This is a genomic window from Agrobacterium sp. 22094 (genome assembly GCF_052046015.1).
Taxonomy (GTDB): domain Bacteria; phylum Pseudomonadota; class Alphaproteobacteria; order Rhizobiales; family Rhizobiaceae; genus Agrobacterium; species Agrobacterium cavarae.
In genome coordinates, this window is sequence record NZ_JBQEPX010000001.1 from 1521615 (window position 1) to 1544637 (window position 23023).

Annotated in this window: 23 protein-coding genes; 8 read left to right on the forward strand and 15 right to left on the reverse strand. The window is 57.8% G+C overall.

Annotation, left to right across the window (positions count from 1 at the left end; translation table 11 throughout):
• The first annotated feature begins 62 nt into the window (after positions 1–62).
• Both ACTJK5_RS07355 and ACTJK5_RS07360 read left to right on the forward strand, forming a co-directional pair.
• Positions 63–899 carry a mechanosensitive ion channel family protein gene (locus ACTJK5_RS07355; RefSeq protein ID WP_440612085.1) on the forward strand — a complete coding sequence of 279 codons (837 nt, stop codon included), beginning with the start codon at positions 63–65 and terminating at the stop codon, positions 897–899.
• Positions 900–963: 64 nt separating this feature from the next.
• The gene (locus ACTJK5_RS07360; protein WP_440612086.1) at positions 964–1905 is read left to right on the forward strand and encodes a bifunctional helix-turn-helix transcriptional regulator/GNAT family N-acetyltransferase; all 942 of its coding nucleotides are present in this window, start codon (positions 964–966) and stop codon (positions 1903–1905) included.
• A 143-nt stretch (positions 1906–2048) separates the two neighbouring features.
• On the opposite strand, the gene ACTJK5_RS07365 is transcribed toward ACTJK5_RS07360, so the two are convergent.
• The 3 genes from ACTJK5_RS07365 to ACTJK5_RS07375 form a co-directional block, all read right to left on the reverse strand.
• Positions 2049–2867, reverse strand: a complete 819-nt coding sequence (locus ACTJK5_RS07365; protein ID WP_062437994.1) for an ABC transporter permease — start codon at positions 2865–2867, stop codon at positions 2049–2051.
• Positions 2864–3652 carry an ABC transporter ATP-binding protein gene (locus ACTJK5_RS07370; RefSeq protein WP_162692916.1) on the reverse strand — a complete coding sequence of 263 codons (789 nt, stop codon included), beginning with the start codon at positions 3650–3652 and terminating at the stop codon, positions 2864–2866. The genes ACTJK5_RS07365 and ACTJK5_RS07370 overlap by 4 nt, the downstream gene beginning before the upstream one ends.
• Positions 3653–3901: 249 nt before the next feature.
• Positions 3902–4942 carry an ABC transporter substrate-binding protein gene (locus ACTJK5_RS07375; protein ID WP_440612087.1) on the reverse strand — a complete coding sequence of 347 codons (1041 nt, stop codon included), beginning with the start codon at positions 4940–4942 and terminating at the stop codon, positions 3902–3904.
• Positions 4943–5226: 284 nt separating this feature from the next.
• On the opposite strand from ACTJK5_RS07375, the gene ACTJK5_RS07380 reads away from it, so the two are divergent.
• The 4 genes from ACTJK5_RS07380 to ACTJK5_RS07395 all read left to right on the forward strand — a co-directional run bounded on the left by ACTJK5_RS07380 (position 5227) and on the right by ACTJK5_RS07395 (position 11241).
• A complete protein-coding gene (locus tag ACTJK5_RS07380) occupies positions 5227–6792 on the forward strand; it encodes a VOC family protein (RefSeq protein ID WP_440612088.1) in 1566 nt (521 codons plus the stop codon).
• A 98-nt stretch (positions 6793–6890) separates the two neighbouring features.
• Positions 6891–9686, forward strand: a complete 2796-nt coding sequence (locus tag ACTJK5_RS07385) for a DUF2339 domain-containing protein (protein ID WP_440612089.1) — start codon at positions 6891–6893, stop codon at positions 9684–9686.
• Positions 9687–9743: 57 nt separating this feature from the next.
• Entirely contained in the window at positions 9744–10385 is a 642-nt protein-coding gene (locus ACTJK5_RS07390) for an HD domain-containing protein (RefSeq protein ID WP_440612090.1), read from the forward strand.
• 10 nt (positions 10386–10395) lie between these two features.
• Positions 10396–11241: an MOSC domain-containing protein gene (locus tag ACTJK5_RS07395; RefSeq protein ID WP_440612091.1), complete on the forward strand. Its 846-nt coding sequence runs from the start codon at positions 10396–10398 to the stop codon at positions 11239–11241.
• Here the strand turns inward: ACTJK5_RS07395 and ACTJK5_RS07400 are convergent.
• Positions 11238–11972 carry a class I SAM-dependent methyltransferase gene (locus tag ACTJK5_RS07400; RefSeq protein ID WP_440612092.1) on the reverse strand — a complete coding sequence of 245 codons (735 nt, stop codon included), beginning with the start codon at positions 11970–11972 and terminating at the stop codon, positions 11238–11240. The genes ACTJK5_RS07395 and ACTJK5_RS07400 overlap by 4 nt on opposite strands.
• A gap of 131 nt (positions 11973–12103) precedes the next feature.
• Between ACTJK5_RS07400 and ACTJK5_RS07405 the strand changes: the two genes are divergently transcribed.
• Positions 12104–13336, forward strand: coding sequence for an MFS transporter (locus ACTJK5_RS07405; protein ID WP_440612093.1), 1233 nt, complete (start codon positions 12104–12106; stop codon positions 13334–13336).
• Between the two features lie 19 nt (positions 13337–13355).
• On the opposite strand, the gene recO is transcribed toward ACTJK5_RS07405, so the two are convergent.
• The 8 genes from recO to ACTJK5_RS07445 form a co-directional block, all read right to left on the reverse strand.
• Positions 13356–14135 (reverse strand): DNA repair protein RecO, encoded by a 780-nt coding sequence (recO, locus tag ACTJK5_RS07410; protein ID WP_113262224.1) that lies wholly within the window; start codon positions 14133–14135, stop codon positions 13356–13358.
• A 298-nt stretch (positions 14136–14433) separates the two neighbouring features.
• Positions 14434–14787 carry a response regulator gene (locus ACTJK5_RS07415; RefSeq protein WP_062426149.1) on the reverse strand — a complete coding sequence of 118 codons (354 nt, stop codon included), beginning with the start codon at positions 14785–14787 and terminating at the stop codon, positions 14434–14436.
• A gap of 319 nt (positions 14788–15106) precedes the next feature.
• The gene (locus tag ACTJK5_RS07420) at positions 15107–15859 is read right to left on the reverse strand and encodes a Crp/Fnr family transcriptional regulator (protein ID WP_112518934.1); all 753 of its coding nucleotides are present in this window, start codon (positions 15857–15859) and stop codon (positions 15107–15109) included.
• 209 nt (positions 15860–16068) lie between these two features.
• Complete coding sequence (era, locus tag ACTJK5_RS07425) at positions 16069–17028, reverse strand: GTPase Era (protein WP_440612094.1); 960 nt, start codon at positions 17026–17028, stop codon at positions 16069–16071.
• Positions 17029–17038: 10 nt separating this feature from the next.
• Positions 17039–17758: a ribonuclease III gene (gene rnc, locus ACTJK5_RS07430; RefSeq protein ID WP_062425670.1), complete on the reverse strand. Its 720-nt coding sequence runs from the start codon at positions 17756–17758 to the stop codon at positions 17039–17041.
• On the reverse strand, positions 17755–18501 hold the full coding sequence (lepB, locus tag ACTJK5_RS07435; protein WP_062425671.1) for a signal peptidase I: 747 nt from the start codon (positions 18499–18501) through the stop codon (positions 17755–17757). The genes rnc and lepB overlap by 4 nt, the downstream gene beginning before the upstream one ends.
• A 138-nt stretch (positions 18502–18639) precedes the next feature.
• On the reverse strand, positions 18640–19044 hold the full coding sequence (acpS, locus tag ACTJK5_RS07440; RefSeq protein WP_062438015.1) for a holo-ACP synthase: 405 nt from the start codon (positions 19042–19044) through the stop codon (positions 18640–18642).
• Positions 19041–19619, reverse strand: coding sequence for a DUF2062 domain-containing protein (locus tag ACTJK5_RS07445; RefSeq protein ID WP_440612095.1), 579 nt, complete (start codon positions 19617–19619; stop codon positions 19041–19043). Before ACTJK5_RS07445 ends, acpS begins: the two co-directional genes overlap by 4 nt.
• Between ACTJK5_RS07445 and ACTJK5_RS07450 the strand changes: the two genes are divergently transcribed.
• Positions 19618–19755 carry a hypothetical protein gene (locus ACTJK5_RS07450; RefSeq protein ID WP_440612096.1) on the forward strand — a complete coding sequence of 46 codons (138 nt, stop codon included), beginning with the start codon at positions 19618–19620 and terminating at the stop codon, positions 19753–19755. The two genes, ACTJK5_RS07445 and ACTJK5_RS07450, sit on opposite strands and share 2 nt — an antisense overlap.
• A gap of 80 nt (positions 19756–19835) precedes the next feature.
• On the opposite strand, the gene ACTJK5_RS07455 is transcribed toward ACTJK5_RS07450, so the two are convergent.
• The 3 genes from ACTJK5_RS07455 to rpoZ all read right to left on the reverse strand — a co-directional run bounded on the left by ACTJK5_RS07455 (position 19836) and on the right by rpoZ (position 22947).
• On the reverse strand, positions 19836–19982 hold the full coding sequence (locus ACTJK5_RS07455; protein WP_082447229.1) for a DUF3563 domain-containing protein: 147 nt from the start codon (positions 19980–19982) through the stop codon (positions 19836–19838).
• Between the two features lie 191 nt (positions 19983–20173).
• Positions 20174–22408, reverse strand: coding sequence for a RelA/SpoT family protein (locus tag ACTJK5_RS07460; RefSeq protein ID WP_062426150.1), 2235 nt, complete (start codon positions 22406–22408; stop codon positions 20174–20176).
• Positions 22409–22554: 146 nt separating this feature from the next.
• Positions 22555–22947: a DNA-directed RNA polymerase subunit omega gene (gene rpoZ / locus ACTJK5_RS07465; RefSeq protein WP_062425674.1), complete on the reverse strand. Its 393-nt coding sequence runs from the start codon at positions 22945–22947 to the stop codon at positions 22555–22557.
• Positions 22948–23023 lie beyond the last annotated feature (76 nt).

Here is a 23023-nt window from a genome sequence, read left to right on the forward strand (position 1 = left end):
GAACCCGAGCCGGGACCCATCGTTACCAATCCTGAAACCGCAAGATCATCAAGGGACGATCCATGGAACAACAGGCAACGGATATCATCGTGGCATCGCAGGCCGCGCTCAGGCAGGCGAGCGCCTTGGCGGTGCAATATTCCTTCTCCGTCATCGGCGCACTTATTCTTCTCATCATTGGCTGGCTGGCCGCGGCATTTCTTCAGCGCTGGGCGTTTCAGGGTCTTTCCCGCATTCGCGGCTTCGACGCGACGCTTGCCGGCTTCTTCGCAGGCGCCATCCGCTATGTGGTGCTCATTCTGGTCATGGTCATGGTGCTTGGCCAGTTCGGGGTGCAGACGGCTTCCATCCTCGCAGCACTCGGTGCCGCGGGTCTTGCCATCGGCCTGGCACTGCAGGGCACGTTGCAGAATATTGCAGCTGGCATCATGCTGCTTGTCCTTCGTCCGTTTCGCGTCGGCGAGTATATCGAAACGAGTGCGGTCTCCGGCACCATCATCGAAATCGGCCTCTTTGCAACTGAGCTGAAGACCAGCGACGGCCTCTATCGCCTGGCGCCGAATTCGACGCTGTGGAACGTGCCAATCACTAATCACAGCCGTTTCCCAACCCGTCGCCACGAATTGAGCGTGACGGTACCAAAGGGTGAGAGCATTGCCGAGACGCAGGACATGCTGCTTCAAATTGCTCGGGGTGACAGCCGCGTGCTGCTAGACCCGGCACCCGCCACCTTCGTCGATACAGCCAGTGCCGATAGCGCGACCGTCAAATTGCGTTACTGGGCTCAGAGCTCAAACTGGTTTGCGACAACACGCGATATGACGAAGGCATTGAAGCTCGCTTTCGATGAGCGCGCTGCAAAGGTCGAGGCGGAAGAAACCTCTGCTCCCACATCCTGAGCCTTGACACTCCGCAGACAATCAGAATAAGGTTGCATATTGCAACTAATCCCGGTTTTCTGCCATGGCGTCATCCGAACTGATTGTCGATGAGATCCGTATCCACTCCCGCAAGATGGTGCGGGAGCTTGGTTTTACCGGTCGGGGCTTTGCAGGTACCGACCTGTCACCGTCATCCGTTCACGCTCTTCTGGAGATCGAAAAAGGCGATGTGGCAGCGCGTGACATTGGCGATGCTCTGCATATGGATAAATCGAGCGTCAGCAGAATGCTTCGCAAGCTGATCGATGCGGGCTGGGTAGCAGAAGATCCCGGCGAGACTGACAATCGGGTCAAACGTCTCTCACTGACATCGGCCGGAAAAAGCCAGGTTGGCCAGATCAATTATTTTGCCCGGCAACAAGTGCGGACGGCGATCGAGCGACTAACCCCGGAGCAGCGCCACATCGTCTCGAATGGCTTGCGCCTTTACGGCGAAGCGCTGGCCCAGACAAAAACGCCCGCCGCCATTTCCATACAGTCGGGTTACAGGCCGGGGATCATGGCGCGCATCACGGAATTACACGCGCTTTTTTACGCCAGAACAGCGGGCTTTGGACAGGTATTCGAGTCTGTGGTCGCCGGCGGTCTGGCGGAGTTCGGATATCGTCTCGGCAACCCGAAAAACGCTATCTGGACGGCCATACGAGACGGCCAGATCATCGGTTCTATCGCGATCGATGGTGAAGATATGGGGGCGGGAAAAGCGCATTTGCGCTGGTTCATCGTCGATGATTCAGTGCGAGGCAGCGGCATTGGAAAACAGCTTCTCGACACCGCTCTCGCCTTTGTGGACGCTCAGAGCTTTACAGAGACGCATCTTTGGACCTTTTCCGGCCTGGAGGCTGCCCGCCATCTCTATGAGAGCCGCAGCTTCAGTCTTGCCGAGGAGCGCCCTGGATCGCAATGGGGCAGCAAAGTTTTGGAGCAGCGTTTCGTCAGACCAGCGAAACCTGAGAGAGGTTAACCTTAAGCGTCCCGCGATCTTTCAGATTTGCTCCCACGCATTAGGTTCTTCTTCTGCCGCATGTCGCTATCGCAAAACCGCTGAACACTTTGCGCGGACGATGCTTTACCACCGCCCGCCCGCGCCTCTTCTCTCTTCCTGCCTCACTGCCCCATGGTGGAGCGGTGCGCCCAGCCAGTCATGCGTTTTTCCACCCAAGCCATGATGGCATACATGACGATGCCTTCGACCGCGAGCATGAGCAGACCGGCGAACACCAATGGTACGTTGAACTGGCTCTGGGCCGAACTCATCATGTTGCCAAGGCCGTAGTTGGACGCCACAGTCTCCGACACAACAGAGCCGACGAAGGCAAGCGTGATGGCGATTTTCAGTGAGCCGAAGAAATAGGGCATGCAGCGCGGAATGCCGACTTTCAACATGATGTCCATCTTCTTGGCACCGAGGGCGCGCAGCACATCCTCGGTTTCTGGCTCGATGGTGGCAAGACCGGTCGCGACATTGACGACGATGGGGAAGAAGGAAATCAGGAAGGCCGTCAACACGGCTGGCACCGTTCCGATGCCGAACCAGATGACAAGAACGGGAACCAGCGCCACTTTGGGGATGGCATTGAAGCCGATCATCAATGGATAGAGGCCTGCATAGATGGTTTTCGACCAACCGATGAAGAGGCCGATGCCAAGGCCCGCGACCACTGCGATGGCAAAGCCGAGCGTCGTGGTATAGAGCGTCTGCAGCGAGTTTTTCCAGATCGGCGACCAGTATTGGACCACGGCCTGCCCGACCCGTGTCGGCGACGGTAGCACGGTCTGCGGCATCTTCAGCGCATAGACCAGCAACTCCCAGGCGACGAAGAGCGCCAGCGTATAGAGCCATGGCGCTGCCTTGACCCAATTGACGCGGGCGATCAATGGCTTTGGTGGCGTTGCCACGACCTGGCCTTCGACAACCGCACTCATGCCGCTACCCTCGCCTGAGCGATTTCGCCGTGCAGTTCCTGAACCATGTCGTTGAAGCCTTTTTCATACATGAGGGACAGTTGGCGTGGGCGCTCGAATGGTACGCGGTGTTCCGCCAGCACCCTGCCCGGCCTTGCGCTCATCACGAAAATCTTGTCGGCTAGGAAGACTGCCTCGCGCAGATCATGGGTGACGAGAATGATCGTCACGCGCTGGACCGCATGAAGATCGCGGATGACGCACCACAGTTCCTCGCGGGTGAAGGCATCGAGAGCGCCGAACGGCTCGTCCAACATCAAAAGTTCCGGCTCATGGATGAGCGCGCGGCAAAGATTGGCGCGCTGCTGCATACCGCCGGAAAGCTGCCATGGGTACTTGGATCCGAAGCCTTTCAGCCCGACGATCTCCAGCAGCCGTTCGGCTTTGGCGACATACTCCGCCTTATGGGCGCGCAGCCTGCGGCGGTGCTTCTCGACGATCTCAAGCGGCAGAAGGATGTTTTCGAGCGTGGTGCGCCACGGCAGCATGGTGGGGTTCTGGAAGGCCATGCCGACGATGGAGACCGGTTCGGTCACCTGCTTACCGCCGACGATCACATTGCCACGCTGGGGAATGTGCAGCCCGGTCACGAGTTTCATCAGCGTCGATTTTCCGCAGCCCGATGGGCCGACCACGGCTGCGAATTCTCCGCGATCCACCGTCAGCGTCAGGTTCGAAACGGCAAGCGTTCCCGAAGCGCCGCCATAGCGCATGTCGACGCCGTCGATTTCCACCAGATGAGCCATATCTCCAAGTTCCTGTTATATTTCAAAATGCGTGATGGCCGCCCATGCGAGGGACGAACTACATGGAGCGATCGGCCCCATGGATGGATGCTCCGGGTCGCGCCCGAGCATGACGAACGTTAAGTCGTCTTCTTCTAAAGCGCGCCGCGATCTTTCAGAGTTTCTGCTCGCGCTTTAGTCCTTGTTCATCGCATGTAGTCATCGCAAAACCGCTGCACAGTTTTGCGATGACCATGCTCTAGGCCGCCGTTATGGCAGCATGCGCTCTTCCTTGGGCGGCAGGTAGCTTGCGTCGAAAACCTGTTCAGCCTTGACGTTGCCCTTGAGGCCGATTGAAACCTTCAGCGTCTCCATGGACGCCGCAAGGCGTGCCGGATCGACGCCACCCATGCCGTTTTCGATCACGTAGGGCGTCTTGATGTTCATCGAATTTGCCATATTGAGGCGCTGCAATTCGATGTCAGGGTTCAGCGTTTCGTTACGCTTCAGAACTGCAGCAACGCCTTCTTCCGGGTTCTTGACGGCATCGGCAAAGCCCTTGGCAAGCGCCTTGAGGAAACCTTTCACTGCTTGCGGATTTTCTTTAGCAAAATCAGTGTTTACCAGCACGGCGTTGCCATACAGATTCAAGCCATGCTCCGCCATCAGGATCGTGGCGATATCGTCGTCGGCGATGCCTTGCGCCTTCAGGTTCAGAATCACCGAGAAAGCGAAGCCGAAGACGGCATCGACATCACCTTTTGCCAGCATCGGTTCGCGCACCGGGAAGCCGATGGATTGGATGGTGATCTTGCTGTCGTCGATCTTGGCAACTTCCTTGAACGCCTTCCACTGGGCGAAGGCGCCATCCGGCGGTGGTGCACCAAGCTTCTTGCCTTCCAGCGACTTCGGGTCTTCCGTGACGCCCAAGGACTTGCGACCGACAACTGCGAAGGTCGGCCGCTCATAGACCATGTAAACGGCCTTCACCTTCTGTGTCGGATCTTCGTCTAGAAACTTCATGACGGAATTGATATCGCCGAAGCCCATCTGGTAGGCGCCGGTTGCAACCCTTGGAATGGCTTCGACTGAGCCGTTGCCGCTATCGATCGTGACATCCAGGCCCTCCGCCTTGAAATATCCCTTATCGAGCGCGAGCAGAAAGCCTGCGGACGGGCCTTCGAATTTCCAGTCGAGCGTGAATTTGATCGGCGTATCGGCGAAAGCTGCAATGGGTGCGACGGAGATGCCGGCGAACATGGAAATAGCGGCTAAAGCCGCTGTCTTTGAAAACAGCCTTCGCGTGAACATTCAGAAATTTTCCTCTGGAGGTTTTTTTGTGTCGTTGCCGTCATACAAACCAATTTCATTCCTTATGGCAAGAACTAATAGCTCATAAATTACGCAAATTTTATTTTGACTATTTTTTCTCCATTTAGGGCTTTTACTGGATGCATCATGCCAATTGAATAGGCGAAACATGGATGTCGTACTGGCAGTGCTAAGGATATGAACACATCGTTCTTCCGCTCATGGATTGCGAAATCCACCGAGACGATGAAGATGGCAGCATCAACGACAGTCCGGAGAGACGCATGACATCGGCCCTTGGCATCCACCACATCACCATGATCACGCGGAAGGTTCAGGCAAATGTTGATTTCTATGCGGGTTTCCTCGGACTGCGACTTGTCAAGCGAACAGCCGGCTTCGAAGACGCCATGCAACTCCACCTGCTTTACGGCGACTATGCCGCCTCCCCCGGATCACTGATGACCTTTCTTGTCTGGGAGGATGGCGGACAGGGGCGCGTCGGCTACGGACAGACGCTGGAGGTGTCTCTTGCCATCGATCCCGCGAGCATCGGCTTCTGGCTCACGCGCGCCTTGCAGGCGGGCGTCCATACCGAGGGACCGATGGAGGAGTTCGGCGAGCCTGTCATCCGGCTGAAGGATCCGGACGGCATCATCATCAAGCTTGTCGGCACCGGCGCCTTTCCTGAAGCCCAGCCGCATGATGCGCCCGGCATTCCGCTGGAACACGCCATCCGTCGCATTCGTGGCGCTACCGTCCTCAGCGAGGTACCGGAAGAGACCGAAAGCTTCCTCTCCAACTATTTCGGATACGCGCGCCAGGACAAACAGGGCGCAATCCGCCGCATGTCGTCCGATGCCGGCGACATTATCGACGTCCGCGATGCAACGGGCTTCTGGTCCAGTGCGCCGGGCACAGGCACTGTGGACCACATCGCCTTTCGCGCCAAGGACATGGATGAACTGGACGAGACGCTCAAGCAGCTGAAGTCCCTGAACTCTTCCACCACCAATGCACATGACCGAAAATATTTTCACTCGCTCTATGTCCGCGAGCCGGGCGGCGTGCTGATCGAGATGGCGACCGACGCGCCGGGCATGACCATCGACGAGCCGCTGGAAACGCTCGGCGAGGAACTGTTCATTCCGCCGCTTTTCATGCGTGATGAGGAGGACGTTCGCGTGGCGCTGCCGCAATTTTCCATGCCGGGGGAGGAGCGTGTAATCTACCGCGACCTGCCCTTCATCCACCGTTTCCACACGCCGACGGAGCCCGATGGCAGTACCATTGTCCTGCTTCACGGTTCGGGCGGCAGCGAGACCAGCTTGATGGCACTGGCACATCGGGCCAACCCCAACGCCACGCTGCTCGGCGTTCGCGGCCGGAGCACTGAAGAAGATATGGCGCGCTGGTTCCGGCGCTTTGGCGATCTCAATTTCGACCAGAAGGATATTGCTGCTGAAGCCGAAGCCTTCGCCGCCTTCATGGAAGGCGCGGTCCAGTCGTATGGCATTGATCGCGCCAAGCTGCGCTTCATCGGCCATTCCAATGGCGCCAACTTCCTTGCAGCCTTCTTCGCGCTCCACTCCGATTGGGCGGCCGATGCCTTGCTGCTTCGACCGATGCCGGTTCTGGAGCATTGGCCGGCTGTCGATTTCGCCTCCAAACACTTCCTGCTGGCTGCCGGGGAGACCGATCGCCATCGCGACAAGGCTCAGGCGCTTGCCGACATTCTGAAAGGCAGCGGCGCCGAGGTGGAGGTCAGGGTTCTGCCGAACAATCACGACCTTGGATTTGACGACGTCGAACTGGCCAAGGGATGGATCGCGGCGCGCGCGGCCAATTAGCCGCCAAGAACGACCGCGGCGGGAACCAAAAGACGCCAAGACGCTTGCAGATACCGCAATAAAAGGCTTTAAAAAACAGAGCTATACGCGGAGTGCTTATGACATCTTTCCTGCTGCTTCTTATCGTCGGCTATGTTGTTGCGTTTTTCTACACGCTGAGCGCCAGCATCAAGAACTCCCGACGCCTCGCAGAGCTTGAAAAGGAAGTGTCCAGCCTCAAGGCCCAGATGGCGGCGGGTGTCGTGCCGGTTGCCATGTCTGCCGACGCTCAAGATGAGTTGAAGGAAGCAACGGACGCAGCCGCTGAAAGGGCGACGCCACCGACTTCGCAGGCTGAAACTGAAACTGCTGAAGCGAAGCAAAACGTCATACAGCCGCCGCTGCCAATTCCGTCAGAGGCAGAGCACCTTAAGCAAGAAGACGTGGTTTCCGTCCACGCTACAGCCACCCAGGCGACCCCGAAGGAAAGCTTCGAAAGCAGACTTGGTGCGCGTTGGGCTGTCTGGCTCGGCGGCATAACGCTTGGTCTCGGCGGCATATTGCTGGTCAAATACTCTATCGAAAACGGTCTGCTGAGCCCCGCTGTGCGGCTTGCCATGGCGGCCCTCTTCGGTCTTCTGCTTGCTGGTGCCGGCGAAGCCATCCGCCGCCGGGCCGTGCCCGGCATCGCGGCTGCCTATTCCAACGCCATGATCCCCGGCGTGCTGACAGCGGCCGCTTCGCTCACCCTCTTCGGTGTGGTCTTTGCCGCCTATGGCATCTACGAGTATATCGGACCGACGATGGCTTTCGTCCTGCTTGCGCTGGTGGCTTTCGCCACATTGGGACTGTCGCTGCTGCACGGTCAGGCGCTCGCAGGGCTCGGGCTCTTCGGCTCGATGATCACGCCCGCTCTTATTGTTACCGAGACGCCGAACATCTGGGCGCTCTTCGGCTTCCTCACCGTCTCATGGGTGGCAACGGCGCTTGCGGCGCGATACCAACGATGGAAGGTCGTGCCCGCTCTTGGCAATATCGGCCTTGGCCTCTGGGCTGTCGGCTATACCATGGCGTCGAACACGGTTCTCGCAGAGCCTGTCATGTTTGCCCTTCTTGCGATGATCGCGGGCTTGATCTGGATCTGGCCTGGCAAAGTCTACGAGCATGTCGCAGATGAAAAACCGCCTGTGACCGAGGGCGATGTTGCAAAACCCGCAAACCATATTCTCGCGTTCCTGGCAAGACCGCCGCTCGCGATCAATCTCACCGCCTCGCTTGCAATCGTTCTCACCGCACTTGCCATGCTGGCGAGCAGCGCCGGCATCAGCATGCACCCGGCTTTCGTCGTTGCCGTGCTCATCATCGGGCTTGCGGCGCTGGGTGCTGGCCGCCTCAATGCGGTGTGGCCCGCCATCTTCGCTTCGCTCGCAGCACTTGGCTGCGCCAACATCCTGGCGCAAAACAACCTCGAATTCCTGTCGACCTTCGGCAGCGTCGCAACACCTGCCTCGATCGCCGTCGATCACAGTCTTCAGGCTTCGATCACCCGCATCATGGGCATCGTCTTCCTGCTGTTTGCCGTGGAAGCCATACGGCGCAGAACACCGAGGGATAAGGGTTTCGGTACACTCTGGGCGTTGATCGGCTCCATCGTTCCCGTCGGACTCGGCGTCATCAGTTTCGTGGAATACGGCAATCTGACGCGGGACTGGCTGCACGCGGCCTATGGCTTGGCGATCGGTCTTGTTCTCTTTGGCGCTGCCTATCGTTTCGACAGAAGCTCTGAGCCTGCCTTCCAGCGGCCCGTCAATATTCTCGTTGTCGGCTCGTTCCTCGGCTTTCTGTTGACGATCCATGCCCTGACGAACGGGCTGGCGACCACCATCCTTATCCCGCTTCTCGGCTTTATCTACGTTCTCGGAACGCGGCATCGTTCCTGGCCGGCTCTCGCCTGGGTCATGGCACTTGCACTTGTGATCGTGCTTGGCAGGATTGCCTGGGAGCCGACGATCGTCGGTCCGCCGAACCTCGGTACAACGCCCGTCTTCAATGCGCTTCTTGCAGGCTATGGCATTCCTGCCCTGCTTGCCGTGGTCTCGGCATGGCTGTTGCGCCACTCACCTGATCTCCGCATCCGAAACTTCCTGCAAGCTCTTGCAAGCCTGATGGTGTTGTTGACGCTGGCAATCCTCGTGCGGCACGCGATGAATGGCGGCGTGTTGAACGACGCGGTGCCGACACTGGGCGAACAATCGATCTACACGCTGCTGACGATCGGCATGTCCGGTGTGCTGATGACGCTCGACATGAAAAGCCCAAGCCCGATCTTCCGCTACGGCTCGATGCTCGCCGGCTGCCTTGCCATGGTCAATGTGCTGACTGCCCATTTCTTCGTGCTGAACCCATACTTTACCGGCGAGAACACCGGACGCTGGCCATTCTTCAACCTGCTTCTCATCGGCTATCTGCTGCCGGGCGCGGCCTATGCGGGGCTTGCTTTTTATGCCCGAGGCAAACGCCCTCAGCCTTATGTTGCCCTCCTCGCGCTTGCAGGCGCAGTCCTTGGCTTTGCCTGGGCAACGCTATCGGTCCGCCGCTTCTGGCAGGGAGAAAACATTGCGGACTGGAAAGGCTTCCTGCAGGGTGAGACCTACAGCTATTCCGTCGTCTGGCTCGCCATTGGCGTGCTGCTCCTGGCGCTCGGCTCGCGCTTCAATGCCAAGAGCCTGCGGCTTGCATCCGCCGCGCTTGTTCTGCTTGCCGTAGCCAAGGCGTTCCTCATCGACATGAGCAATCTGGAAGGCGTGTTGCGCGCCCTCTCCTTCATCGGACTTGGCGTCGTGCTGATCGGCATCGGCCTCTTCTACCAGAAGATCCTGACGGCCAAGCCGAAGGATGCCGCGGCGCAGCAGTGATTGCGCCGCTGCCTCACCCGCTCTAAAACGCGATCTCACGAAAGTGGGGAATCGCGAATGCATGCTGGGTCTTTTGCGCCATATGAAGCGCTTGCCGAAACGCTGATCCCGCATGCGGCGGAAGGCGATGATGGGTCGCATGATCTCGCGCATATTCACCGCGTCTTCCGCAACGCCATGCGTATTCATGCCCAAGAAGGCGGGAATGGGACGGTGCTGGCCGCAAGCGTTCTGCTGCATGATTGCGTGGCGGTGGAGAAGAATTCGCCACTGCGTTCACAGGCCTCGCGTCTGGCTGCCGAGAAGGCGATTGTCGTTCTTGACGGTCTCGGCTGGAGAGACCCAGATATCGAAGCGGTGGCCCACGCCATTCTGACGCACAGTTTTTCCGCCAATCTGACGCCCGAATCGCTTGAGGCGAAAATCCTGCAGGATGCGGACAGGCTGGATGCCATTGGCATGGTGGGTGCGGCCCGCTGCTTCTACATTGCCGGGCGCCTGGGCTCCGCCCTATATGATCCAGCCGATCCACTGGCGAAAGACCGCCCGCTCGATGATCGCCGCTTTGCCATCGACCATTTTGAAAACAAGCTTTTCAAGTTGGCCAACGGCTTTCAAACCGAAACCGGGCGACAGCTTGCAAAAGAACGACATGAGCGTCTTCAACGGGTGCTCGATATGTTTCTCGACGAAATCTGAGGAAACGGCGATGCAGATCACCCAATTGAATATCTACCCTGTGAAGAGTGCCAGAGGCATTGCACTTTCGCAGAGCGCCATTTCCGCTGAAGGCCTGCCAGGCGACCGCCGCGCCATGCTGGTTGACCCCTCCGGTCATTTCATCACCCAACGCGAACTTCCCGCAATCGCCAGCTTGAATGTGGTGCATGAAGCCGGCGGCTATCGCCTGTCCATCGATGGCAAGGGCGAAGTCCTCGCCGTACCGTCGGCTGCGCGGCTCGAAGTTACCGTCTGGAAATCAAACGTCGATGCCGCTCTGGCGACGGATGACGTCAACGGCGCGCTGTCGCAGTGGCTTGGGAAAGAGATGAAGCTCGCCTTCTTCGATGACCAGTCAACGCGCCTTGCCAATGTGGAGTGGACCGGCAATAAGACACCCGTTACCTTTGCAGATGGCTACCAGATTCTCGTTGCGACCACTGCCTCGCTTGAAGCTCTCAACGCGGACATGATGGCCAATGGCGAAGACAGCATCGGCATGGAGCGTTTCCGCCCCAACATCGTGCTTGAGACGGATGAAGCATGGGCGGAAGATCGCTGGGCGGCGATCGATATCAATGGTATTCGCTTCGATCTCGTCAAACCATGCACCCGCTGCATCATGACCACGCAGGACCAGAAAACGGGCTCACGTGATGTTCCTTCTCCGATGAAGGCCATGGGCCGTATCCGCATGTCCGCAGATCGTCGCGTTCCCGGCGTGCTCTTTGGCTGGAACCTGACCCCTCGCGGTGCAGGGACGATCAGCCTCGGCGATGTCGCCACGGTCGTGGAGTGGCGCGACGAGGCTTGGCCGATTAAGCGACGCGGCTAGATCTTACGCGCAGCCACGATGAGGAAGATCGGGCGGCGGTTCTCATGCACGAGTTCCGGGCGCTCGGTGAGAAGAGCAGGATCCGGCTTCGGTTCCGATAGCTGCTCTATGGCAAAGCCCGCATCGATGAGCGAATTGATGATGCTCGACAAGGTGCGGTGATACTTGATGACGTCATCCGCCATCCAGTTCGAATGGCGCTCGCCCTCCTGTTGATAATTGTCGAGCGGCCAATGAAGAATGTCGCCAGCTTCTCCGTAAAACCAGTCCTGCTGCTCAAGTGCCGTAAACACGGGATGTTCGATCGAGAAGACGAAAGCACCGTCCTTCTTCAACAGCTTAAAAACGCGCGCAAAGACCGGCTCGAGCGACGCGACATAATGGAGAGCCAGCGAACTCAACACGACATCGAAGCTATCCGCCTCGAAGGCCGCATCTTCGATCGCCTCACGCCGGTAGCTGATCCTGGGATGCGCATTGATCCGTTTCGCCCTCTCCAGCATCTTCTCTGACAGATCGAGGCCGACGACGTTTGCCGCGCCTTGCTCAACCGCGTAGCGGCAATGCCAGCCAAAGCCGCAGCCGAGATCCAGGACCGATTTCCCCTCCAGCGGCGGCAAGAGCGCACGGAACTCGTGCCATTCGCCTGCTTGTGCCAATCCGCCTTCCGAACGGGGCATGGCGCTGTAGCGTTCGAAGAAACCCTCATCGTCATAAATGTTTTGTTTCATCGCAGGCTCCAGTTTATCGATGATCGCTCGTCGCAATGGTCCATCAACCTCGCTGATGCACCTGTCAAGAAAAGTCGCTGGTGTCATCGCGTGCGGATGAATACTGTTCTTCTCCTATCCGGAGGAACATCATGGCCACATTATCCAGCGCGTCTACCAGCCGGCCCATGCCGTGGCTGATCATTCTGGCTGGATCGCTGATCGCCGTGATGACCTTTGGGCCGCGCTCGGCCATGGGTTTCTTCCAGCTGCCGATGCTGGCAGATACGGGCTGGGATCGCTCGACATTCGGGCTCGCCATGGCGCTGCAGAACCTCTTCTGGGGTCTGGGACAACCTTTCTTCGGCGCACTGGCTGACAAGTACGGCACCGGACGGGTGCTGGTTCTGTCTGGATTCCTCTATGCGCTGGGGCTCCTGTGCATGTCCTTCGGCACCTCGCCCTTCTGGCTGCATTTCGGCGGTGGCGTTCTCGTCGGGCTTGGCATTGCAGCAGGCTCCTTCAGCGTTATCCTGTCGGCCTTTGCCCGGCATGTGACGCCTGAGCAGCGCTCCATGGCCTTCGGGATCGGCACGGCTGCAGGATCGGCGGGAATGTTCATCTTCGCGCCCATCAGCCAGGGATTGATTTCCAATTATGGCTGGTCGGACAGTCTCGTCTTTCTCAGCGTCATGATGCTTTTGGTGCCGCTTCTGGCATGGCCGCTGCGCGGTGACTCGTCGTCGGGCTCGCAGTCGCAGGCCCAATTTCAGCAGACCGTCGGTGCCGCTTTGAAAGAGGCGCTTGGTCACAAGAGCTACCTGTTGCTGACAACAGGCTTTTTCGTTTGCGGCTTTCAAGTGGCTTTCATCACCGCGCATTTTCCCGCCTATCTCGGCGATATCGGTATCGAACCGCGCTATGCGGTGATCGCCATGGCGCTGATCGGTTTCTTCAATATCGGCGGATCGCTTGCGGCCGGCTTCATCGGGCAGCGCTACTCGAAGCCGCATTTTCTGGCCTATATCTATATCGGCCGTTCGATTGCGGTGACCGCCTTTCTTCTTCTGCCGCAGACGCCCGTCTCCGTCGTCATCTTTGCTGCAGTAATGGGGGTCTTATGGCTCTCCACGGTGCCACCGACAAATGGCCTAGTCGCGATCATGTTCGGCACCCGCCACCTCGGCATGCTGGGTGGCGTGGTGTTTCTGTCGCACCAAGTCGGTTCGTTCCTTGGCGTATGGCTCGGCGGCTTCCTCTACGACAAGCTTGGCTCTTACGATCTCGTCTGGTGGCTGGGTGTTGCGATGGGCATTTTTGCCGCCATCGTGCATTGGCCGATTGAAGAACGACCCGTCATGCGGCCTGCGGCTGCGGCGGCTTAAAGCTAAGAGACGAGTTGATTCAACCGGGTTGACCGACTGGTCCTGCACCGCCTGCCGTCTCATTCAACTTCCGCTCCAAGGCCTTTAGAGCCGCCTGGACGAAACCGTCGCGCGCGGCATTTTCTTGAATCCCTCTCGGCTCATAGACGTGTCTGTTAAGAAAATGATTCGTTAGCCGAAAGGCCGCAGACAGGCTTTGGCAATCCGCTGACGGTGCATGTGCCTCACCAAGAAAGGGAGGCAGCGCCAGCATCCGCTGCGCATAAGGCGCGCCGGCGGCACGAGAGACAGCTCTGCCTGTCTTTGGAGAAACATAGACAAGGTCGCTGCGAATTCCGGTCGCTGCACACTCGGTGAGATCGAGACCGAAGCCGAGATCGTTCAGCACGGCCAGTTCGAAGCGCACGAACAACTCGCCCGCATCAGCCGGGTCGGAGAGATTGTCGAGAATGATATCGAGCGCGCGATAGAGATGCGGGTGCGGATCGCGCTCCGGCAAGAGCCGCAGCAACGCCCCCATGGCCTGTACTCCATACACGGCTGTCGCCGTTTCCATCAGTTGCGCGGCGCGCAATTGAAGCGGCTCGATCCGGTATTCACCCAAGTGATCATCCAGGCGGGCGCGCCAGGTGACATCGACGCGATTGCCGGCCTGTAGGACGGGCTGCATGGATCTGGACCGGCCACCCCGTACCATTCCGAGATGGCGCCCACGGGCGCTCGTCATCACCTCGGCAATGACGCTCGTCTCGCCATGGCGCTTGACGCCAAGAATAATTGCCTCGTCCTGCCACTGCATGAAGATATCGCCCAGAGCTCAAACGCCACGACAGATAATCGTCGCATGACTAAAGCGTGTCGCGATCTTTCAGATTCGCTCCTTACGCTTTACAGCATCGGCCCGAAAATCGGAATCGATTTTCGGACAGCACGATGCGTAGATCAAAGAAGATCGAGCGTCATTTGGGCGTTCAACGGACGCACTGCGCTCTAGGTCTTTGTTTTATCGCATGTCGTTATCGCAAAACCGATGCACACTTTTGCTTCGACCATGCATCAAAGCACCATAGTCTGCGCAAGTGGTTCAGGTCCAATGTTTACGCCATCAGGCGTGCGACGAATGACTTGAGTTCAGGCTCGGCGAAAGGCTTGTCGAGAAGCGGCGTATCGACGAAATCCTCGGGGAACCCGCTGGTATCCCCATATCCACTGACAAAACCGAACGGAATGGCGTGATCTTTCAATCGTCTCGCCAATTCATAGCTCATCCCATCCGAGAGATTCACATCCAACAGGACGCAGTCCGGACGCGCACGCTCCAGCGCTTCCTGGGCTTGGGCAAGAGTGGTCACGATGTCGACAGTTTCGACCCCCATAGACTGGAGGCAGGCTTCGGCGTCCATCGCAACCAGATACTCGTCCTCGATGATGAGAACCCGTTGAGGCACCATGTTTATTATATTCTCCGGGCCGGGCCTCAAATCGAAGGCCGATTTCATTAAATTAGCTTTACGTGTTCCTGACATCGCAGATCAGCTTCGCTGCGTCATTTAAAAAAGACATATCAGGATACCGGGTGAAGCCCCAGAAATCATGATTCAAAACTCGGTGAGAGCACGCTCGTAGCGTCGTGCACACCCTTGTGTGATGTGTGTCACTTCACCCAAAAGCGCGTCGCGATCTTTCAGATTCGCTCCCCACGCTTTGAGTCTTTGTTTGATCGCATGTTGCTATCGCAGAACCGCGGCACAGTTTTGCTCGGACCATGCTTTAGATGAAGGGGCGCTTGCTGCGCGAATCGAGATCCCATCTCGCAAGGTTCGCAAGTCCCTCCTGATCCAGCACGAGACAGCCCTTGTCGATCCAGCGGATGAAGTTTCGTTCCGCAAGTTTCTTCAGCGTCTTGTTCGTGTGCACGATGGAAAGTCCGAGCGTATCTGCCACATGTTGTTGTGTGACGGGAATGGGCACGCCCTTTTGCAGCAGTCCGACGCGGGTTGCCCTTTGATGCAGGAATGCCAGAAGATAGGCCGCGCGTTCGATGGCCGTTCGCCGGCCGACACTCAAAAGATGACTATCGAGCATGCGCTCTTCGCTTGCAGCGATCCAGGTGAGGTCGAAGGCAAGCGAGGGGTGATCGGTGAAGAGGCTGTGGAGCCGCCCCCGCTCGAAGACGCAAAGCGTTACAGGCGACAGGGCCTCGACTGAGTGCTGCATCTCTCCCATCACAGTGCCCTGCAGACCGACGAGGTCTCCCGGCATCAGATAGTTCAAGATTTGCCGCCGCCCGTCCTCCATTGTCTTGTAGCGAAAGCCCCAGCCTTCCAACACCGTGAAGAGATGGGCGCTGTGCGACCCCTCCATCAGGATCAGTGCGCCGCTTTCGACGCTCAGTTCACCCGTCTTGAAGTGCGAAACGAAATCAAGCTCCGGCGGAGTGAAATCACGGAAATGCGGCATGTCGCGAAGCGGGCACTCTTCACATGGCGTAGTGGAAACGCCGCTCGGCTTTTTTGGAGACATGACAATCCGTTAGAGGCAAGAAATGGGGTCGAGGTATCAGACGTATCAGTCCTATCACAAGACCTCTTTCCGCATTCTTGCGACCAGTCTCATAAAGGCATGACACGATGGTGAGCATTTGCGACTTGATCCATCGCCTGCCCACCTTACTGCTTGTTTTTATGCATGTCTCATTCGCGAAGCGGTTATCCGCTTCGCTTTCGTTACGCTCAATTGCGCGGAAATTCCAAGCCCATCTCGCGGAAGCGCTCCGGATCGTCGCCCCAGTTCTCTCTTACCTTGACGAAGAGGAAAAGGTGAACCGGCTGTTCGAGAATTTCCGAAAGCTCCTTGCGCGATGCGGATGAGATGGCCTTGATCGCCTCCCCTCCCTTGCCAAGCGCAATCTTCTTCTGGCTGTCGCGCTCGACATAGATGACCTGCTCGATACGCACAGAGCCATCCTTGCGCTCTTCCCATTTTTCCGTCTCCACATGGGAGGCGTAGGGCAGTTCCTGGTGCAGACGCAGGAAGAGCTTTTCACGCGTGATTTCCGCCGCGAGCTGGCGCATCGGCAGATCGGAAATCTGATCTTCGGGGTAGTACCATGGGCCCTGCGGCAGTTCGCTCGACAGATAGTTCATCAGGTCATCGCAGCCGGAGCCGTTGGTAGCGGAAATCATGAAGGTGCGATCGAAGGCAACGATGTCGTTTGCTGCAGCTGCAAGCTTCAGCAGGTCTTCGCGCTTCACCTGGTCGATCTTGTTGAGGCACAGGATCTTCTTCTGACGAACATCCTTCAGGCCTTGCAGAATGGTTTCTGCGTCACCCTTTAGACCGCGCTCGCTATCGATCAGCAGCAAAATGATGTCTGCGTCCTTGGCGCCACCCCAGGCAGAGGTGACCATAGCGCGGTCCAGCCTGCGGCGTGGCTTGAAGATGCCTGGCGTATCCATGAAGACGATCTGGGCATTGTCATGAATGGCGATCCCACGCATCACCGCACGCGTCGTCTGCACCTTGTGGCTGACGATCGAGACCTTGGCGCCCACCAGCCGGTTGACCAGCGTCGACTTACCCGCATTGGTCGGCCCGATCAGCGCAACGAAACCCGAGCGCGTCGGGGCAACTGCCTTGGCATCATCATCATTGCCCTCACCGGGCACTGCGGCGAAATCATTCTCAGTCATGGGTGTCCAATCAGTTTGCGGCAGATGGTTTCTGCCAGACGCCTTCGCGTTCCAATAGTTTTGTCGCGGCGACCTGTTCTGCCGCACGTTTAGAGCGATCGACGCCTGTTTCCGGCGCAACGCCTGGAATTTCCACCGTCACTGTAAAGCGCGGATCGTGATCCGGTCCGGAGCGATCGTCAACCCGGTAGTTGGGGGTCGCAGCGAACTTCGCGTGCGCCCATTCCTGCAATTCGGTCTTTGCATCGCGACGACCGGCATCCGCACCGTTGGCGCGGCCTTGCCAGTACTTCAGAATGAAGCTGCGCGCAGCCTCCAAGCCGCCATCCAGATAGATGGTGGCGATCAGACTTTCCACCACATCGGCACGCACGTTCAGCATGGCCTTGCCCGTCAACTTCTTGACGTCGGAGCCCGTGCGGATGAACAGGTGCAGCCCCATTTCATCGGCAATTGCCGCACAGGAATCGGCGCTGACAAGCTGGTTCAAGCGAACGGAAAGCTCGCCTTCCGTCGCGTTGCGGAAGGTGGAGAACAGCAACTCAGCGACACAGAGCCCGAGAACCCGGTCGCCCAGAAACTCCAGACGCTCATAGTTACCGGCTTTTGCGGAGCGGGCACTTGCATGTGTCAAGGCCCGGTCAAGCCGGGCCTTTTCCTTGAATTCATATCCGATCAACGCTTCCAGACGGGCGATCTCGTCCGTCTGGAGCGGCTTGGCCTTACTCATTTAACAACCTTGAAGATGCGATCCCAGCGCATATTTGCGGGCCATTCCCAGATATGGCTGAACGGCGTGTCGTTGCCGAGCGAGAAGAAGATGAGGCTGGCACGACCGATGAGGTTTTCAGCGGGCACGTAACCGACGTCGAAACGGCTGTCGAGCGAGTTGTCACGGTTATCGCCCATCATGAAGTAGTGACCTTCAGGGACAATGAACTCGCGGGTATTATCGCCACGGCTATCTGGCGACTGATCAAGCGTGTCATAGCTGACGCCATCGGGGAGTGTTTCGCGGAAGACCGGCACGTCGGTGCCCGGATCAGCGCGGTAATCGGAGGTGAAGAAGCCGTCCGGCTCCTTCGGAACGGGATTGCCATTGATGTAGAGCACGCCGTTCGTCACCTGAATGCGGTCACCTGGCAGACCAACGAGCCGCTTGATATAATCCACTTCCGGGTTCGGCGGCAGGCGGAAGACCACCACGTCGCCGCGCTTCGGCTGGCTGAACTCCAGAATACGACCGGAAAACAGGTCGGGCGAGAAAGGCAGCGAGTATTTGGAATAGCCATAGGAGAACTTGTTGACGAACAAATAGTCCCCGACCAAGAGCGTCGGCATCATTGAGCCAGACGGAATGGTGAAAGGCTGAAACAACACGGTGCGAATAACCATCGCCAGCAGAAGAGCCTGAACGATGACCTTGACGTTTTCCCAGAGGGCGTTCTGCTTCTTTTCTGCTTTTTCGGACACTTAGAGACCTGTCTGCTCGTTCTTCGTCGTTGTCATAAAACCGCTCAACGGTCTTCTGAGATGCTTTAGTGCCTTTCAGGACCAAAGGGAAGCTTTTCTATCGACATGCGTACCGGTCAGCCCGTTGCTGCTCTGACGTCATCTGGAAAGGGGAAGCGCCTCGATAATGACGAAGGCCTGCGCATAGGGAAAGTCATCGGTAATCGTCAGGTGGATCACCGCCTCATGCCCTGCCGGCAACATGGACTGGAGCCGCTCACCTGCGCCGTTGGTCAGACGCATCGTCGGCTTGCCACTTGGCAGGTTGATGACGCCCATGTCCTTCCAGAACACGCCCTGTGCCAAACCGGTTCCCAGAGCCTTTGAGCAGGCTTCCTTGGCGGCGAACCGCTTGGCATAGGACGCGGCGCGGTTCTTGCGCCGGTCGGATTTTTCTCGCTCGATATCGGTGAAACAGCGGTGGGTGAATCTGTCGCCAAAGCGTTCGATGGAGGCCTCCACCCTGCGGATATCGATGAGATCGCTGCCGAGCCCGATAATCATTCAACCACGTCCATGATGGCGTTACGGTTTGCGGCACGCGCGGCAATCTTTTGATGCTTGCGCTGACGAAAACCACTGATGACTGCATAGACCACAGCGTAGGTAACGACGGCGGAAATAGCAGCGGGAATCAGCGAACCGATCGTCATCGGCTCCAAAACCGGCCTCCACAGTTGCAGGAAGTTCATATGCGCGAATATTTCCACGAAATCCACGCGCGCCGCCACCTCGCCGCGATTGCGGCCAAGAATGAAATGACCGAGCTCCCAGGTGGACGCCCATATCAACGGAAATGTCAGTGGGTTCGCGAATGTCGTTCCGAGTGCCGCAGCAACGAGATTTGCACGCAGAACAAAACCGATCATCATGGCAATCAGAATATGGATACCGAGAAAGGGTGTCCAGGCAACAGCCACGCCTGTCGCCGCCCCCGCAGCCACCGCATAGGGCGACGCCGAAAGGCGGACCAGCTTCAACTTCATATAGCGGAGAGAACGGCGCAGCCCCATACGCGGCCAAAGCGCAGCGAGGAGTCTTTCAGAGAGTTTTGCAGGACGGCGGCGGCGAAATGGCATGTGCGGACTTTATGTCATCGCCTGCATTCCGCCAAGTGGCGAAAAAGGCGCCGTACCGGAAGCGCATCACGATCCGTGGACCCGTTTCCTGCGCTTCGACTATCAATCTCTCGCACGCCTTATCCAGAAACTTTGAACGATGTCCCGCGGCGTGCGTAACGGAGCCCCATTTGGCTCCGCATGAGCATGGCGGCATGGCCGCCATGCATTTTCGTCTTATCTACGGAACATGCCGCGATCGACTTCACGCTGGCGCAGTTCGAGATCCACAGTGGAGACCGAGCCGCTGAGGTAATCGAATTCGCGTTCCTGAACCGACTTGCCACGAACAGCGCGGGCGATCTTACGAAGCGGTGCAAACATTTGCATTTCCTTTCCAGACTTGAGGCTTTGTCTTCAACGACAGGATTGTCGGAGGAAACCTCTGTTGCTCTTTATTTCTGGAGTGAAGATAGCTGCATGGCCGCGCAATGACTACGGATAAGACAAGGCCGCTGCCATGCATTGAGTGCATAGCAACGGCCTCAGAGGCATTTATTTAAGCAATCGATGCATCAATCGAAGGCACGTTTCACCGTTGAAACGCAGTCTAGGTCCTTTAACTGAGACAGAAGCTGGTTCAGCTGGCGCAGATCCCAGACTTCCACGTCGAGCGACAGTTCGGAAAAGTCCGTGCCGATCCGCACCATGTTGAGTGCCCGTATGTTCACATCCAGCGTCGCGATGGATTGAGCCACGGAGGCCAGCGTGCCCGGCTCATTCAGCGCGTTGATCAACAGCCTCGCCATGAAGCGGGACTTGTTCGCCTCATCGAGATCCCAGCGCACATCGATCCAGCGTTCCGGCTCATCGTCAAACCGTTGAAGCGCAGGAGACTGGATCGGATAGATGGTAATCCCCTTACCCTTTTCCATGATGCCGACAATCCGGTCACCCGGCACTGCCCCCGTTGCGCCGAAATGGACTTCGACATTATCGGACAGACCGCGGATCGGCATCGGATCAGGGCCATCCAGCACTTCGGTGGCGCCATCATCTTCGAGTGCTGAGCGTGATTTTCCGGGGATCTTGAAGATCATGCCCGAGGCGCTGCGCATATTGAACCAGCCATCGTCGCCTGTCATCTTAACGGTCACGCGCTCGTCCTGATAATCCGGAAAGACCGCGCGCAGCACATCGAGAGACGACACCTCGCCGCGACCGACCGCCGCAATCGCATCCTCCGCATCCTTCTGAGCCAGACGGTGCAAAACGGGCTTCAGCGCCTCTCGCGAGAAGGTCTTGCCGGCACGTTCGAAGGTCCGCTCCAGAATCCGATAGCCCAGACCCGCATATTGCTTGCGGATCGCCATGCGGGTTGCACGGCGGATGGCAGAGCGCGCCTTGCCGGTGACAACGACCTCTTCCCAGGCGGCAGGCGGGACCTGAACGCCGGAGCGAATGATTTCCACTTCATCACCGTTGTTGAGGCGTGTGACGAGCGGCATGATGCGGCCATTGATCTTCGCACCGACGGTGGTATCGCCGATATTGGTGTGTACGGCGTAGGCGAAGTCGATGGGGGTCGCACCACGCGGCAGGGCAATGAGCTTGCCCTTGGGCGTGAAACAGAAGACCTGATCCTGGAACAGCTCGAGCTTGGTGTGCTCGAGAAATTCTTCGGGGTTGTCGCCTTCGGCAAGCGATTCGATCGTATGGCGCAGCCAGGAATAGGCGTTGGTCTCGGTCGAAAGCTGTTCCGTGTCGCCCGTTTCGCCATCCTTGTAGAGCGAATGCGCCGCAATACCGTATTCGGCAATCTCGTGCATGCGGCGGGTGCGGATCTGCAGCTCGATACGCTGGCGTGACGGACCAACGATGGTCGTGTGGATCGAACGATAATCGTTCTGCTTCGGCGTCGAGATATAGTCCTTGAAGCGACCGGGTACCACACGCCAACGCGTATGCACGATACCGAGCGCGCGGTAGCAAGAGGGAATATCCTGTACAAGAAGGCGGAAGCCATAGACATCCGACAATTGCTCGAAGGATAGCGACTTGGACTGCATCTTACGGAAAACCGAATAGGGCTTCTTCTGCCGCCCCTTGACCATGGCACCTTCGACGCCATTGGCCAGCAGCAATTCGCGCAGCTCGTCCTCGATCTTCTTGATCAGGCCCTCATTGCGCTCTTCCAGCTCCTGCAATCGCTTGGTGACGGTCTCGAAGGCATCGGGGTTGAGATAGCGAAACGAGAGATTCTCAAGCTCGTCGCGCATATCCTGCATACCCATGCGACCAGCAAGTGGCGCATAGATTTCCATCGTCTCTTCGGAGATACGGCTGCGCTTATCCGCCGGCATATGCTCCATGGTGCGCATATTGTGCAGGCGGTCGGCAAGCTTGACCAAGAGCACACGAACGTCGTCTGAGATGGCAAGCAGCAGCTTGCGCAGATTCTCCGCCTGCTTGGCCTTCTTGCTGACGAGATCAAGCTTCTTGAGCTTCGTCAGACCCTCGACCAGCCGGCCGATATCTTCACCGAACATCTCGTCGATTTCGGCACGCGTCGCGCTGGTATCTTCGATCGTGTCATGCAGGAGAGCGACGGCAATGGTCGACTCATCCAGATGCATTTCGGTGAGGATGGCCGCGACTTCCAGCGGATGGGAAATATAGGGGTCGCCATTGGCCCGCTTTTGCTGGCCATGCTTCTGCATCGCGTAAACATAGGCCTTGTTCAACAAGGCCTCATTCACATCAGGCTTGTATGTCTGAACCCGCTCCACGAGTTCGTATTGTCGCATCATGAATGGGATGCCCCGAAAAAGAAAGCGCGCCAACTGACGGGGACGACCCCGTCGGACTGGCGCACGATGATACATAATCCAGGATCAGATTATGACGACAATCAACTCCTAAGCGCAACCGGAAAAACGCCGGTCTGACGCTAAGCTTAGTAGTCGTCGTTCTTTTCCGGCGGAACGAGGCCTTCGATGCCGGCCAGAAGCTCTTCTTCCGACATCTGGTCGAAAGTGATGGTTTCCGGTGCGTCGTCGTCTTCGTTCTCGGTTGTCGCGTTGGCTGCGATCGTGACCGGATCGGGTTCGGGCTCATCCACTTCCACATGCTTCTGCAGCGAGTGAATCAGATCTTCCTTTAGGTCGTCGGGCGAAAGCGTTTCATCGGCAATCTCGCGCAGAGCAACGACCGGGTTCTTGTCGTTGTCGCGATCAACCGTGATCTGAGAGCCTTGCGAAATCTGGCGCGCGCGGTGGCTTGCCAGGAGAACGAGCTCAAAACGGTTGTCTACTTTGTCAATGCAATCTTCTACTGTGACACGGGCCATTGCCTGTCCTTTGCGGGTCGTGATGTCGCTGATTAATGGTCCCGATACAGACATTGTCCGAGAATTTCAAGTTTTT